At 38.8% G+C, this 17,053-nt stretch carries 9 protein-coding genes and 1 pseudogene; all 10 read left to right on the top strand.

The genetic code is table 11. The features are described from left to right. Positions 1-443: 443 nt before the first annotated feature. A complete protein-coding gene (locus tag DW083_RS23415; RefSeq protein ID WP_255419835.1) occupies positions 444-956 on the top strand; it encodes an Abi family protein in 513 nt (170 codons plus the stop codon). Positions 957-1,003: 47 nt separating this feature from the next. Next, a complete protein-coding gene (locus tag DW083_RS23410) occupies positions 1,004-1,441 on the top strand; it encodes an Abi family protein (RefSeq protein ID WP_255419834.1) in 438 nt (145 codons plus the stop codon). A 107-nt stretch (positions 1,442-1,548) separates the two neighbouring features. Next, the gene (gene mgrA / locus DW083_RS16205; RefSeq protein WP_122333077.1) at positions 1,549-2,541 is read left to right on the top strand and encodes an L-glyceraldehyde 3-phosphate reductase; all 993 of its coding nucleotides are present in this window, start codon (positions 1,549-1,551) and stop codon (positions 2,539-2,541) included. An 11-nt stretch (positions 2,542-2,552) separates the two neighbouring features. Beyond that, positions 2,553-5,438: a PD-(D/E)XK nuclease family protein gene (locus DW083_RS16200; protein ID WP_122333076.1), complete on the top strand. Its 2,886-nt coding sequence runs from the start codon at positions 2,553-2,555 to the stop codon at positions 5,436-5,438. A 14-nt stretch (positions 5,439-5,452) separates the two neighbouring features. Beyond that, positions 5,453-6,042, top strand: a pseudogene (locus DW083_RS16195) (RNA polymerase sigma factor). Between the two features lie 54 nt (positions 6,043-6,096). After that, positions 6,097-7,086: a FecR family protein gene (locus DW083_RS16190; RefSeq protein WP_122333075.1), complete on the top strand. Its 990-nt coding sequence runs from the start codon at positions 6,097-6,099 to the stop codon at positions 7,084-7,086. Between the two features lie 234 nt (positions 7,087-7,320). Next, a complete protein-coding gene (locus DW083_RS16185; RefSeq protein ID WP_122333074.1) occupies positions 7,321-10,770 on the top strand; it encodes a TonB-dependent receptor in 3,450 nt (1,149 codons plus the stop codon). 12 nt (positions 10,771-10,782) lie between these two features. Further along, positions 10,783-12,450 (top strand): RagB/SusD family nutrient uptake outer membrane protein, encoded by a 1,668-nt coding sequence (locus DW083_RS16180; protein ID WP_122333073.1) that lies wholly within the window; start codon positions 10,783-10,785, stop codon positions 12,448-12,450. A 523-nt stretch (positions 12,451-12,973) separates the two neighbouring features. Next, positions 12,974-15,271, top strand: a complete 2,298-nt coding sequence (locus tag DW083_RS16170; protein ID WP_122333072.1) for a GH92 family glycosyl hydrolase — start codon at positions 12,974-12,976, stop codon at positions 15,269-15,271. A 65-nt stretch (positions 15,272-15,336) separates the two neighbouring features. Then, on the top strand, positions 15,337-17,049 hold the full coding sequence (locus DW083_RS16165) for a right-handed parallel beta-helix repeat-containing protein (protein ID WP_122333071.1): 1,713 nt from the start codon (positions 15,337-15,339) through the stop codon (positions 17,047-17,049). Positions 17,050-17,053: the final 4 nt, after the last annotated feature.

Below are 17,053 nucleotides of genomic sequence, written 5' to 3'. Positions count from 1 at the left end.
GTCCAAATCGCCATTACGACCGTGCTAATCTTCGCGAGGTGCCGAGTGCACTACACATAGCACGTCGTAATGGCAAAAGAGGACGGTCGTAATGGCTGGAAACACTCAAAAAAGGCGAAAAAGTCCCTTTTTGAGGTCGAAAAAGTGGATTAACATTTGTTGGGTTTCGGGTCTCTTTCGGGCCTGAAAGATGCGTTTTATACAATAAGCCCCCCCGCCGCAGGCTCTCTTTTGCCAAATAATGAATTTATTTATCCCCAATGATTATCAGGTGAGCTTGAATGAATCCTTAATCAAATTTCCTGAAAAGAGCATTTATACCTAATATTATTTGTCGCATCCAATAAAAGGCTTATCTTTGCAAACAATATGACCTCCCACGCTTCCCGTTAGAACAGCGCACCCGGGGAGGTCTTCGAGTTTTATAAAAACCTGAACTTAAAATGGAAAAAGAAATAGAAAGAAAAGAATATTCCAAAAAACCTTTGTCTATTAAACAACAAGTTGCAAAACTTAAATCGAGAGGCTTAATTATAGATGATGAAAGTTTAGCAGAAGGCTATCTTTCGAATATCAGTTATTATCGCCTTCGCGCATATACGTTTCCTTTTCAAAATAATGTTGATAAAGATGCAGATCATAAATTTATCAGAAAATCGATTCGTTTTAAAGACATTATAGACTTATATTGTTTTGACAGACGTTTGCGTTGCTTGATTTTTAATGCACTGGAGAAAATAGAAGTTGCCATACGAACAAAGATTATTCAAATCTATAGCGAGTCTACGGATGACAGCCATTGGTATGAAGACGAAGCCTTATTCAATGATGATATTTGTTATCTTCGAAAAAGGAATGAAGAAACCGGATTGATTGAGACAATAAAAGAATATAAATACAATATTTTAGAAGAAGAGATATTACGTGAGGTAGATCGAAGCAATGAAGACTTATAGAACATTACAAGAGTACTTATTTCACTCCTAAAACTCCTCCTGCATGGATGGCATTAGAGGTTATATCGTTTGGAACATTAAGCCGTTTATATGAATTACTCCTGAAAGACGATAATAAAAAAGACGTTGCAAAACAGTTTGGTCTGAAGAAGATCGATATTATGGAGAATTGGTTGCATGCACTGTCTATATTGAGAAATAGTTGTGCTCACCATAGTCGTATATGGAATAGACGTTTTACTGTACGGATATTGCTACCTTACAATACCGTTTCCCCTTTTATAGATCGGGTAACTATTTCTACAGTTAAACAGAATAAATTATTTGCATACCTTTGCTGTGTAAAATACATTTTGGATATAATCAGTCCCGATAATGATTTTCAAAAAAAGTTATTAGCATTAATAGATGATGGGGGAAATCTGCTTTCGCTAAAAGAAATGGGATTTCCTGATAATTGGAAGTTTTTGAGTGTTTGGAAATAACAAACAGACAATTCTGCCTACATGAATAGCGGTAGAATAAACGGATAGTCTTTTTTTGCTTATATTTGTCTCTCCTAAAAGGATTCATTGTAACAATATATCATATTATGGAAATGTATAAAGCAAAAGAAAGCCGGTATGCCGATATGGTTTACAGGCGTTGTGGAAAGAGCGGATTACTGTTGCCCGCCGTTTCTTTGGGATTGTGGCATAACTTTGGCAGTGTGGACGTGTTCAGCAATTTTATACAGATTGCACATGCTGCTTTCGACAATGGAATCACGCACTTTGATCTTGCCAATAACTACGGCCCTGCTTATGGATCGGCGGAAGAGAACTTCGGCCGTATATTAAAGAAAGGTTTGGGGCATTACCGCGATGAGCTTGTCATTTCCACAAAAGCCGGATATGATATGTGGCCCGGCCCGTACGGGAACTGGGGAAGCCGTAAGTATTTGATGGCGAGCCTGGACCAGAGCTTGAAACGGATGGGGTTGGATTATGTGGACATCTTCTATTCGCACCGCCCGGACCCGCAGACGCCTGTCGAGGAAACGATGGGAGCACTCGTCGATATCGTGCGCCAGGGAAAAGCGCTCTACGTAGGTATCTCGAATTATAATGCCGAGCAAACGGAAAAGGCGCTTGCCGTATTGAAGGAACACCGGGTGCCCTGCCTGATTCACCAATCACGTTATTCCATGTTGGACCGTTGGACAGAACCCGACCTGCTGCCTCTGCTGAAACAGGAGGGAGTCGGGATGATCGCTTTCTCTCCGCTGGCACAAGGAATGTTGACGGACAAATACCTGAACGGTATTCCTGAAAACTCCAGAGCTGCTAAATCCACGGGACATTTGCAACGGGAACAGGTGACGGACGAGGTGGTTGCCAAAATCCGTCAACTGAACGAACTTGCCGGAAAACGTGGTCAGACGTTGGCCGAGATGGCACTTGCCTGGTTGCTGAAGGATGAGCGGGTGACAAGCGTCCTGATCGGTGCCAGCTCCGTAGCCCAGTTGATGGACAACCTGAAAGCATTGGGGAATATCACTTTCTCAGAAGAAGAATTGCAAACGATAGAAAATATATTAGCTTAATACTCAGCTTAATGAAACCATTCTTATATCAGGTCGCCTCCCTGTTTTACTCTCAATACGGGGCGGAGATCAGCCGGTTGGCCTTTGTTTTTCCGAACCGCCGTACAGGACTTTTCTTCCAGAAATACCTGTCGGAGGTAGCCGGGAAGCCGCTTTTCTCACCGACTATCCTGACGATTAACGACCTTTTCGTGCAACTTAGCGGTAAGCAGACTGCCGACCGGATCAGTATGCTGTTCAAATTATATGGCATTTATCTGGAGCACAGCGGTTCGTCCGAAACGTTCGACGAATTCCTCTATTGGGGCGAAATGTTGTTGAACGACTTCGATGACATCGACAAATATATGGCGGATGCCCGTATGCTGTTCACGAACGTGACGGACCTGCGCGAGATTGAGAATGATTTCAGTTTTTTGAGTCCGGAACAGATTGCTGCTATCCGGACGTTCTGGTCGTCCTTCTATCCGAAGGGAGATACCCCGAATCAGGAAGAGTTCCTGGCTGTCTGGCAAATCCTGTATGCTCTGTATGCAGACCTGCGGGAAGCATTGTCTGCTGAAAATAAAGGTTATGAGGGGATGATTTTCCGGGAAGTGGTCGAGCGGATGGAGAAGGAGGAATGTTGTGACCTGCCTTATACGAAGATTGTATTTGTCGGTCTGAACGCCCTGTCTGTGGCTGAAGAACGTTTCCTCGCCCTACTGCAAAAACAGGGTATCGCAGATTTCTATTGGGATTATGCCTCTCCGAAGGTGACTGATCCGGATAATAAGGCTTCCTATTTTGTGGAACGAAACTTGAAGCAGTTCCCCTCGCAATATCCGTTGGCAGTCGGTAATGAAGACACAGACGAACACGGTTCACCTCAAATCGAAGTGATTGGTATCCCCTCCGGTATCGGGCAGGCCAAACAGGTGTATAGCATCCTGAGCGATCTTTGCAAGGAGGATGAGATGAGTGCCGAAGAGGCCTTGAAGACTGCTGTAATCCTTCCGGACGAACACCTTTTGATCCCGGTCCTGAATGCAATTCCTGAACAGATCAAACGGATCAATGTGACGATGGGGTATCCGTTGGCAGGTACGCCGGTGGCTTCCCTGATGGAATATATTCTGGCTTTGCAAAAGAATGTGCGTTATGTGGACAGACAACCGGTGTTCTATTTCCGGGATGTTTTGCCGATCCTGAACCACCGTTACATAATGACGACTTCCCCGGATGTGATTTCCGGACTCGTGAAAGATATTTCGGAGAATAATAAGATATACATTTCGTATGCGGATCTGAACAAGACCGCTTTGCTATCCATCCTTTTTACTCCGGTAACGGCTGTAGAAACATTCTCCGATTACCTGATCAATGTTTTGCAGGAGTTGAACAAAGCGATTGGTAGTGAAGAAAGCGACGATGAAGAGAGCCGCTTGTCAATTAAAGACGTGGAGCAAGAGTTTATCTTCCATTACTTTACGACAGTCAACCGAATGAAGGAAGTCATGCAGGAGGCCAACGTAGAGATGAAGATCGACACCTATTTCCGTCTGCTGAAACGGGTGACGGATACGATTACGATTCCTTTCCATGGTGAACCTCTTTCCGGATTGCAGATTATGGGTGTGTTGGAAACGCGTGCGCTCGACTTCGACCGCCTGATCATCCTTTCCATGAATGAAGGAATCTTCCCGTTGAAGAAAGCGGCCAATTCGTTTATTCCTTACAACCTGCGCCGCGGTTTCGGTCTGCCGACCTATGAGCATCAGGACAGTGTCTGGGCCTACCATTTCTATCGCCTGATCTACCGTGCCAGCCATGTCAGCCTGCTCTATGACACACGTAGCAACGGATTACAGACAGGAGAGGTGAGCCGCTTTGTCCACCAGTTGCATTATCATTACGAGGAACCGATACAAAATAAGTTAGTTGTCTATAATGTCTCTTCCTCCAAGACCCCGGCCCTGCAGGTCGCCAAGACGAATGAAGTCATGAACCGTCTGGCTGTCTTTCGTAAAGACGGGCCGCGTGCGATTTCGGCCAGTGCGATCAATACGTATCTGGATTGTCCGTTGAAATTCTATTTCTCGGTTGTCGAAGGCATCCAGGAAGAAGAGGAGGTGAGCGAGACGATCGAAAGCAATGTCTTCGGGAGTATCCTGCATAAAGTGATGGAGGAATTGTACAAGCCTTTCTGCGGAAAGATGGTAACAGCCGATTTGCTGAAGGCGATCCGGAAAGATACGCCTGCTCTGACGGGAGCCGTTGCCCGCGCCTTTGCCGAAGTGTTCTTCAAGACAGATGTTGTCCGTCCGCTTACCGGACAGAATTTCCTGATCGGTGAGATGATCCGCAAGTATGTGGAGAAGGTGCTCGAGCGTGACGGCAAACTGACGCCTTTCCGGTATATCGAATCGGAAAAGAGGATTAACAGACTGTTCACGCTTACGGATAAGAGCGAGATACAACTCAAAGGCTTTATCGACCGTATAGACGAGGTGCGTGATGCCGTCCGTATCATCGATTATAAAAGTGGGAGCGGCACACCTCAGTTTACATCTGTCGACGCCCTTTTCGATAAAGAAGAAACGGACCGCTCCAAAGCCGTCATGCAGGTGTTTATGTATGCCTGGATGTATGGCATGGCTCCTGCCGGAAAGGTGATACAGCCAGGCATATATTATATGCGGACGCTCTTTTCTCCATCCTTCGATGCCGGCGTCTACCAACGTATCGACCGGAGTAAGACGGAGCAGGTTGTCGATTTCGCCAATTACTATACGGACTTCGAGAATGGCCTCCGGAAGTGCCTGGACGAGATATTCGGAACAGAAACACCGTTCGTGCAGACACCTAACGGAAAGGCATGTACGTATTGCCCGTTTAAAGATATTTGCGGGAAATAGTATTTTTATTTATTATGAAAGGAGAAGGAGATTATAACTATTTTTCAGATGAAGATTTATTATCCTTGTTGGGTAAGGGTGATGAACAGGCATTTACGATTATTTATCAGCGCTATCATAAATTGTTGTATGTTGTGGCTTATAAATATCTAAAGAATGATTGTTCAGCAAAAGATTCCGTGCAACAGATTTTTTATAGATTGTGGGAGTCTCGTTCTGTATTGATTATAAGCATTAATTTAAGGAATTATTTATATACTATGCTGAAAAATCATTTATTGAATGAGATTCGTAATAACTATACAGCTATGGAGAAAAATTATGAATTAGCTCAGGAGAAAGTGGAATATGAAGATGATTTGTTGGATAATATAGAGAAGAAAGAGATAGAAGAACAACTCTATCGGGCAATAAATGATTTGCCGGAACAAAAAAAACAGGTATGCTTGTATAAGCTAAGAGGTAATTTGTCGAATTTGGAAATTGCCAATAAATGGGAATATCAGTTCCGACTGTTAAGACTCATTATACGCAAGCTGTTAAAATGTTACGTGAGCATTTTAATAAATTGTTGTTTATACTTTGCTCATTTTGGTTATCTTGAAATCATACTAATTTCAATTTTATGTGTCTATTAATAAAAACAATCTGATAGAAGATGAAAATGCCTGATAAACATACTATAGATAAAGTTCTTAGAAACGCAGCTTCTAAAGAAGAAGCAAAAGAAGTTATTTGTTGGTTTGCCACATCGGAAGGACGTACCTATTTGGAGAATCTGATCACGGAAGATGAAAAATATATTTTACCCGGGACGGAAGAACATTATATAGATGTGCAAATACCGTCTGAAGACATATATGATCGGATTATGTCAATGATACGTTGGCAGCGCCGTAGACGCACATTGTTCCGTGTGGCCGCTATTTTGATCCCTTTTATATTACTTGTCGGGCAATTCTGGTATCTTGATAGGAATATTGATCTGTTGGGCAATTCTGATCTGGAAGAGGTGTATGTACCTAAAGGAGAACGTACATTGATTGTCTTCCAAGATGGAACAAAAGCTTATATAAATTCAGAAAGTCGGATTAAGTATCCTCGAAAGTTTGGGTTATCGGAAAGAAAAGTTTATTTGGAAGGCGAAGCCTTTTTTGAAGTTTCTCCAAACAGGAAACGTTCGTTTATTGTGAGCTTGGATGATTTAGATGTCAAGGTATTAGGGACAACATTTGATGTGAAGGCTTATCCGGAAGATTCGGAAATATATGTGATGTTGGAAACCGGCCGTGTATCGATCTCTTCTTTTTCCCAGCAGATTGCTCATTTGAGCCCGGGAGATCAAGCTATTTATAATCGAAAGACCAATATTTGTAAAATAAATAGACCTGAAAATTTAACCAATAATTCAGTCTGGAGAAAAAATCAGATTGTTTTTGAGAATACTTCCTTAAAAGAAGTGATTGAAATATTATCACGTTGGTATGATGTAGAATTTGTCATTGACGATCCGTCTACTTGCCACTATAGTTATACATTGACATCTTCAAAAAAGCAGATTCATCAGATATTGGAAGAGTTGGAAAAAATATCTCCGGTTCGTTTTACGGATCAGGATGGAAAAATACGTGTCTCGATGAAAAAATAAAAAAGTTGTGATAAGACTCATCCTTTTTTCCTCCATATGTGTCTACTATATGTAGTGGAGATTGGAAACGATATATTCTTCCTTTTTTGAAGAATGATATCATTGTTGAACTTAAATAGAATGCTTATGGTAAATATGATTTAAAAAAATAACCGGAAATGCCCCACATCTCCGGTTATCGAACCGTACTGAAATTCAAATTAATTTCTAATACTTAAAAACAGTTTCAAATATATGCAAAAAAAATATCAATGCCTAAAAAGGCGAGGCCTTTTAATATTAATTGAGAAAATCCCAAATGCCATGAAACTTTCATTTCTTTTCATGCTTATTTCTTTTATGAGCTTTACAGCAAAAGCTACAGCTCAAAAGGTTTCGGTTACATTTAATAATGTGAAAGTAGAAAAGGTTCTGTCGGTAATAACGAAACAGACGGGGCTTAGTGTTGCTTATAGTAAGCAGGTCGTGAATTTGGACCATCGGGTGAGTATCCATGTGGAAGATGCAGAAGTAAACCATGTATTAGACCTTCTCTTTGCAGAAACAAATATGGGTTATGAAGTAAAAAATGGAAAAATCTATTTGTTCGATAAGAAAAATGAGCATGCAATTCAACAGCAGGAGAAAAGGAAAATTACAGGTGTTGTAAAAGACAAGCAAGGAGAAGCTATTATTGGGGCAAATGTTGTAGTTAAAGGTACAACAATTGGAAACATGACAGATATGGATGGTAAATTTAGTCTGGAAGTTCCGAAAAATGCAACTTTACAAATTTCTTATATAGGATATAAATCTACAGAACTGCCTGTCGGAAAACAAACTTTCCTAAATATACTTTTAACAGAAGATACCGAAATGTTGGAAGAAGTTGTTGTTGTTGGGTATGGTACAACGAAAAGGCGTGATGTTGTCGGTTCAATTTCAAAGATAAGCAGTGACGATATAGTAAAAATACCATCTACAAATTTAGCTGAAAGTTTACAAGGAATGTCCAGTGGTATGATGGTAACTAATAATAGTGGTCATCCTGGTTCAGCTCCACAAATAAAGATTCGTGGTTTGAATTCGATTAATTTAAGTACAGATCCGCTGTGGATTATAGATGGTATGCCTATCCATACGGGATCAAGTGAACACACCCAAAATGGAGTGAAAGGAATTTCTCCGATTTCGATGATTAATCCAAATGATATAGAATCAATAGAGGTTTTAAAAGATGCTGCAGCAACTGCTATTTATGGTAGTAGAGCTGCCGGAGGTGTGATATTGGTGACAACGAAGTCTAATAAAGGAAAACTGACTGGTGTTAAATTGAGTTATGATGGTGGTGTATCTAAAATTCCGTTCTCTCAGAATGATATTTTTGTAGATTCTCCAATCTGGTGGCAAATGATGGATAAAGCGCAAGCTAATGCTGGCAATGTAGCAACCGATCCAACTCAGATTATGGCAACTCAATTTTGGGGAGAACGCCCTGATATGACACGTGAAGAAGCAATTGCAACCAATACTGATCATTTGAAGGCATTAACTCAAGATGCTTATTTTCATCAGTTTAGCCTGACTGCAAATAAAGGATTTGAAACTGGAGGAGTGATGTTTTCTGCTAATTATCGTGATGAAAAAGGTTTGATTAAAAATAATGATTTTAAGCGTTTTACAGGTCGATTTAGTTTTAATTTCAAACCTCTTAATTCGGTGGAGATGGGAGTTAATGCCAATTTTATTTATTTGAAAACTAACGGAGTGAAATCTTCTCAAGGAAAAGGTAATGGAGGATGGGCCAACTGGCGCTATACTTTACCTTGGTATAAAGTTTATGATGAAAATTCACAAACTGGATATTGGGCTGTAAATAGTGGCTATAATATGGCTGCTTTTTCTGATCGAAAATTAACACGTAATGATGTTGATCAATATAGAACATTGGGAAATGCTTATTTACAATGGAATACACCTCTGAAGGGATTAATGATAAAAGGGGAAGCTGGTGTTGATTTAATTGTAAATAATAGTACCTTTTGGCAGTCATCATTATTAGCTCCTACCGCACCGTTTGTTTCAAGGGCTTTTGAACAGTCGGTCACAAAATCTAACATAAACTATGATGTATATGCTAATTATAATAGGACGCTTAATGAAATACATTTTTGGGATGTAACGATTGGAGCTGAGGCCTCACGTAATTGGTCATATACTCGTTATGCAGAAGGACAGGATTTGCAAACAGTATATCCGGAACTAATTAATCCGCTAACGATGAATTCAATGGGAGGACGCCGTGGAGGAGATGCCTATCTTATGGGGCTTTTCGCTCGCGCAAATTATAAATTAATGGACCGATACTTATTGAATGCAAGTGTTCGTAGAGATGGTCATTCCGCATTTAGTAAAGAGAATCGTTGGGCTAACTTCTATGCTTTTGGAGCAGGTTGGATTATGACGGAAGAAGATTTTATGAAAGATTTAGAATGGTTGAATATGCTAAAATTGAGAGGTAGCTATGGTATAACAGGAAATACAGCCGTTTCTAATTCAATGACTTATTTATCTTGGGGACTGGATACTAATAAAGTGTTTGGTGTAGACTATTTGCATGGTGCTACTACTGTTGGACCAATGGGTAGTAAAGACCTAAAATGGGAAACAACTGCAAATCTTGATTTAGGTTTTGACTTTGGGGTATTAAATAATAGAATCAATGGTTCTTTTGCATATTATACACAAAAAGTTTCAGACTTGATTTTGTTAGGGAATGTCCAACCTTCTATTGGTTTTGATAAAAATCAAATATATGAAAATGTAGGAGATTTGAAAAATTGGGGAGTTGAATTTAATGTTTCATCTGTAAATATTGAAAATAAAAATTTTACTTGGAAGACTGATTTTAATATTAGTACGAACAAAAATAAAATTCTTACATTGAATGTTGCAGAACAAGGAAAGGGAAAAGAAGAATCGACTAGTATTCGTAAAGAAGGAGAAGCCATTAATACTTATTATTTGGCAAATAATGTAGGGGTAGATTCAGAGAGAGGTATCTATATGATAGAACAGAGAAATAAAGAAGTTTGGGATAATACCTATGAAACGACTTCTACAGGAAAGATTATTCCTATGACAAACAATAACGTTTCTAATAATAAAATGATTCAACATGGAAAGACTCCTCTTCCTAAATTCTATGGAGGCTTGAGTAATACATTTTATTATAGAAATTTTGATTTAAATGTTATGCTTAGTTTTGCTGGAGGACATTGGTTGCTAAATAGCTTATATACTACTGGTACACAAATGAGCAGTGAATGTAATACTGTTAAAGATATGGTGGGTAATACATGGGAAAAAGCAGGTGATAATGCCAAATATCCACAATTGGTATCTGGAAATAATTACCATTATGATAATGATGGCAATTATAGTGAAAAAACAGTTGCTTATGGTAGTGTTGGCCAAACAACTCGTTTCCTCCAAAGGGGAGATTATATTCGTTTGAGGAATTTACAATTGGGGTATACTTTGCCTAAATCTGTATTGAATGCCATAAGATTGAGCAATGTAAGGTTTTATGTCGGTGTGACAAACTTGTTTACAATAACAGGTTATGATGGATTGGATCCGGAAACCCAGCAGGATTTGCCTATTCCGCGTACTGTGAACTTTGGACTTTCGTTGAACCTATAATTTAATTGAAATATGAAAAGTAAATATTTGACTATATTAGCTTGTGTTGGATTATTAAGCTTTTGTTCATGTGATGATTTTTTTGAGTTAAAAAGACCTCAGGAAACACAATGGACAACAACTGCAACATATGAACAGGGACTTTCTTCTGCTTATGTGAGTTTACAATGGACAGATGCCGGAAGGGGATTTCCTCAGTATATTGATTTTTTAACATCTGGAACAGCTTCTTTGATGGACGGTAATACTCCTGGTTTGGATGGAGAAAAATATTTTTACAGAAGCTTTGATGAAAAATTAGGGAGAATGACTACAATTTGGAGAACCCATTACAATGTAATAACCAAATGTAATTTAGCTCTTGATGTTGATCGAGATGGTAATGGTAATCCATTTAATTTGGATATGAGAAGTGATGATTTTATTCATAATTACACAAGACAAGTTGCTGAATATCATTTTTGTCGTGCGTTTGCTTACTTTAGTCTAATTCGTATTTTTGCGGCTCCTTATAATCATAGTGGTGAAAATAATCAGAAGGTTATTCCTCTGAAAGAGAGTGCTGCTTATTCAAAAGAAGATGTTTATAATGAAGAGCTGGGTACGGTTGAAGAAGTTTATGATTTGATTATTTGTGATTTAAAATATGCTAAAGAAAATCTGCCAGATCAATTTACATTAACTTCGTGGAATAATGTTTCTGGATATGAATGTGGGCGTGCTAATAAGTGGGTTGCTACATCTTTATTAGGAAAGGTCTATTTTCTTATGGGAAAGTATGCCGAGGCAAAAGCTGAATTTGATGCAGTTATTAATTATGCGGAGTCAACAGGAACTTATAAATTAGAAGCTCCAAAAGATCCATTTAATAAAGAAAAAGCACAAGATGTCCCGAAGGAGTCTATTTGGGAATTTAATAGTGGCTTTTTGGATGGAAAGTTTGAAAACCATAATAATTACATGTATTGTGGAATGGTTATGGGATTACGTTTTCGAGATTCGAACGGAGATGAATTAGAAAGTCTTCCGGGGAATAATGAAGGTACTGTTATCAGTTCGTGGAATGGTTTTGGCATCGCTTATACTTCATTGAAAGAGATGGGATGGATGAAAGATCCTATGAATGGAGATTATACGGTTACCCCAGAAGCTGAAGCTGATTTACGATATCAACAGGTATATCATTTAATGTTACCTTATAAAGAAGGTATTAAAAAAGGAGATCTTGAGTATATAACGACTGAATCTTTGGCTGGTCATTCGATGGTTAAGACACCTCATGTATATATTGATAAATTTTTTCGTGGTGCAAAGCCTTATGGAAAATTCTCTAAATTTCCGTTTATCAGATTAGCTGATATTTATTTACTACGTGCTTGGTTAAGATGGAACAGTAATGATTTACAGGGGGCTGCGGATGATCTGAATATTGTTTGGAATCGGGCTAATCCTCAAAATCCGAATATTTATACTACTTCTAATGTTAATCATGATGCGATTTACCATGAATATCTGCGAGAGATGACAGGAGAAGGGTGGACTGTTGATTTTATGATGGGAACTCAAATGACAATTCCTGCAGGTGACAGTAAATTGAATTCATCGGTTGCTCCTCCTTATTCATCTTGGTATTGGTCAATACCGGATGACGAGGTGAATTTAAATGACAAATATCAGTAATTTCAGAGAAATGAGAACCTGTATATTGTTGATTGTTTCTGCTCGTTTATTTGTGAATATGTTGGAGTTATACGCTCAAGACAAAGCAAATGTAAGTGGTGTTTATCCTCGTTTGGTGATGGTGGCAAAGCAGATTCCAAGAACAGAAGTAGGAACAAGGGTCTTGTTTCCCTATGTCAATCGTTTTTTGCATGGACTTACGAATCAATTGATAATCGGACTTCACATTATTGACTAGAATGGAAATGTAAGGACTTTTAAAATTTTGAATGTTGGACCAGAAGAATATTATTATTATGAATTTTCTGTAAGTTTTTCTGCTCGTTGGGTTCGTGTGACTTCAACTAAGAACAGTAAAGCTACGGTTTAGTTCATTTATGATAATTGAAAAAAGAGCGACCAATAATAAGTACTTGTTTGTGTTTTTATTTCTAATAAGTTAGTGGTATAAATGCCACTAACTTATTTTCTACAATCGAGTGCTATGGGATTGTTGTGTTTAATAATTAAAAATCTCATGTATATGATGATGAAACTTTGTCTTTTGTTTTTTCCTTTTTTCTTGATTTCATGTCAAGGATATGTACAAACAGAGAAATCTCCTGTTGAATATGTAAATCCTTTTGTTGATACCCATAAAAGCCGTTGGTTTTTCTTTTCGTCTGCAAGTAGGCCCTTTGGAATGGTAAATTTAAGTCCTGATACAAATGTAGATGGATCATGGAAATCTGGATATATGTATGATAGTACATATATCCGTTGTTTCAGTCATGTGCATGCTTGGCAACTGTCGGGTATACCTGTGATGCCGACTGTTGGAGATTTCAAAGGACATTTGGGTATGGAGGCTTATAAATCTTCTTTTAGCCATAGAGAGGAAATTGCAGCTCCTGGATATCATAAATTATATTTAGAAGATTATGATGTGTGGGCGGAATTAACTTCAACATGTCGAGTAGGTATGCATAGGTATACTTTTCCTGAAAGTGATCAAGCTTATATTTTATTTGATACAGGTGCATTTCTTGCTCATGCGGATATGGATTCTTCTTTTGTTAGAAAAATAAATGATTGTGAAATAGAAGGTATGTCGCTGATGGCTCCTACTGGTAGAAGACCCAAAGCAACTCCGATTTATTTTGTCGCTCGTTTTAATAAAAGAATGAGTGCTTTTGGAGGATGGAGAGATAATACAGTATTAGATGAATTGACAGAAATTTCCGGAAAAAATATAGGAGCTTTTGCCCAGTTTGAAACGTGTGAAAGGGAGAAAATCATATTAAAAGTGGCTATTTCCTATAATAGTCCAGAACAGGCACGAAAAAATATGGATGCTGAATTATGTAATTGGGATTTTGATCGTGTGAAAAAAGAGTCGTTTGACGAGTGGAACCGGGAATTGGATAAGATTCGTGTGGAAGGAGGTTCTGAAAAGCAAAAGATAAAATTTTATACGGATTTGTGGCATGCTTTGTTAGGACGTCGGATTGTGAGTGACGTAGATGGAAAATATTTAGATATGACTGGTGATACTCCTGTAACCTGTCAAGCCCCTTTGGACAAAAAGGGAAATCCTTGGCCTCATTATAATTTTGACGCATTATGGGGGAGTCATTGGTCTCTTAATATTCTTTGGTCGATGGTTTATCCAGAGGTGATGGACGGTTTTTGCAATACGATGGTGAGTATGTATGAAAATGGGGGATTGATACCACGTGGGCCTTCTGGGGGAAATTATACTTATGTGATGATCGGAGATCCTGCGGTCTCTTTTTTTGCAACAGCTTATAATAAAGGAATCCGCAATTATAATGTGGTAAAAGCCTATGAAGGACTCCGGAAAAACGCTTTTGTCGGAGGCATTCGTGATCATGCTGGGTATGAGCATGAAAATCCTGCTTTTGGGGGTGGTATGGATTATTATGTTCGGCAAGGATGGATTCCGGAACACATTAAAGGCAAAGGTGGGCACAAAGATGGCTGTGCGATGACACTGGAATACGCTTATCAGGATTGGTGTTTGGCACAGCTTGCAGCTAATTTGGGGAAATGGTCTGACTATGAGTTGTTTATGGGAAGATTCCGGAATTATAGAAATGTCTGGAATCCGGAAAATAAATATATGCAACCACGAGAGATAGATGGAAGTTGGTGTAAAGAGTTTAAACCCATTGGCTCTGAGTTTGGATTTACAGAAGCTAATGGGGCTGTTTATACACATTTTGTTCCCCATGACATGCAAGGATTGATAGAGTTATTTGGAGGAAAAGATGTCTATGTGGAACGATTGAACCGACAATTTGTAGAAGGAGAGAAAAATGGTTTTAAGCATGACCGGTATTATACAACATGGACTGCTTACACTAATCAGCCCGGGACAGGAATGGCACATTTGTTTAATCATGCTGGTTATCCGTGGCTGACTCAAAAATGGGTACGTAAAGTGAAAGACGCCTATGGTGACATCACTCCTTACGGAGGATATGAAGATGATGAAGATCAGGGACAAATGGGTGCATTGGGAGTCTTGATGGCAATCGGTTTATTCGAAGTTGACGGTGGTGCGTCCCGGTATCCCGTGTATGAGATTTTTACACCTATTTTTTCTAAAATCAGAATCAAACTTAATCCGGATTATTATGATGGAGAAGAATTTACTTTGATCACGAATAATAATACTCCCCAGAATATGTATATCCAATCTGCTCGTTTGAACGAAAAAGTACATGATAAGTATTGGTTTTCTCATCAGGATTTTGTGAATGGAGGTACTTTGGTGCTGGAACTTGATTCTGTTCCTGATAAAACATCCAGATTGTAGTTTATGTATAATATTTTAATTGTTAGTAGTATAATGAAAAAAATTATAAGTTTGTTCGGTGTTGTATGCATCTTTCTACAGTACTTGCACAAGATACATTATTTGTTTCTCCTATAGGGGCGGGTGAATTATTTACGCGGGAAGCACCGGGTAAAATAGAAGATATAAACCATAAATTAGCTTCTGTCACAGGGCCTCGACACAATGTTGTCGTTTTTTTTGAAGGAGGACTTTATGAATTAAAAGAACCTTTGCTCATTACCGGAAGAGAAAAGAACCGGAATGTTGATACTTTGACATTGCTCGGTAGTACCTCTAAAGTTGCAATTTTATCAGGTGGACGTCGTGTTTCCGGGTGGAAACAGACAGGTAAAAAGGTTGTGCAAGCAGTCCTTGCTGAAAATGTAGATTTCCGCCAGCTATATATAAATGAAAAAATGGCAATACGGGCACGTACTCCTAATAGAACGAATGAAAATGACTATTCCCCATATAATAGAGTAGCTGCTTTTGATGAAAAAAAGCAGACCGTGCTCATTACAGAGAACAGGATCGAACAATGGAAGAAAGCTGATGGTCTTGAGATGATAATCAATCATCATTGGTATCAGAGTCGCTTTCGTATCGATTCGATGTCTATGAAAGATAATATAACAGAAATTAAACCGGTGATGCCGGCATGCAAACATCTTTTTCAGCTGACATATGCCAAAATGTTAGCGTCGGGTAAACCCTATTATTTTGAAAATTCCCGGGAGTTTCTGGATCAGGAAAGAGAATGGTATTTAGATAAAAAAACTTTCACATTGTACTATATTCCGGAAGAAGGAACAAGGATAAAGGATCTTTCGGTGACGTATCCGGTATTGGAACGGATCATAAAAATAGAAGGTAATGAAGGAAAACCGATAGAAAATGTCCATATCCGGAATCTTAAATTAGGATTTACGAACTGGACAGTCCCGACACGTGACGGTATTATTGGTACACAGGGTGTACAGGGCAGGGGATATACAGGCGATATGGAAAGAGGCATTTTGGAAGTAGAATTTGCCCGTAATATTCAGATTAGTCATTGCCATTTTATAGGGGCAGGAGATAATGGCATTCTTTTTATTCGAGGAGTAAAGGAAAGTAAAGTGAAATCGTCTCATTTTGATCAAATAAGTGCGAATGGAATTGTAATTGACACATACCGGAAAGGTTTACAACCTGAATCCTATTTGTGTGAGAAAAATCTGATTGAAGATAATTTGATTGAAAATATCGGTATGCACTATACGAATGGAATGGGGCTAATTGCCAGTTTTGTTGCTAAGACGACCATTCAGTATAATGAAATTAGAAATGGACGGTATACCGGAATGCAAATAGGAAACCATTTTGGAGATAGGATTTCGGTAATGAGGGATAATGTTATCAAGAGAAATAATATTCACCATGTTATGCAACTACATGATGACGGCGGAGCAATTTATACTTTGTCTTTGCAACCCGGCACTCGTATTAAAGAAAATTGGATGCATGATTTCGGGAGAAGCGAGTGGGCTGATAATTTTCCTGTAAATGGTATTTTCCTAGACAATAATAGTGGATATATTCGGGTGCAGGACAATGTGTTTACGGATTTGAATACGGTTGACCGGATCAAGGAACAATGCGCGGGAAATGCTACGACACGCGATAATATACTGGACAATAATAATAGCCAGAATATGGAAATTAAAGAAAATGCAGGTTATCGTGGAATGGTAGGAGTTCTTATAAATAGAGATTAGCAAA

Source organism: Parabacteroides sp. AF48-14 (assembly GCF_003477465.1).
GTDB classification, from domain to species: Bacteria; Bacteroidota; Bacteroidia; order Bacteroidales; family Tannerellaceae; genus Parabacteroides; species Parabacteroides acidifaciens.
The sequence above is the reverse complement of the archived record's forward strand: the minus strand, read 5'-3'. Positions and strand labels throughout refer to the sequence as shown.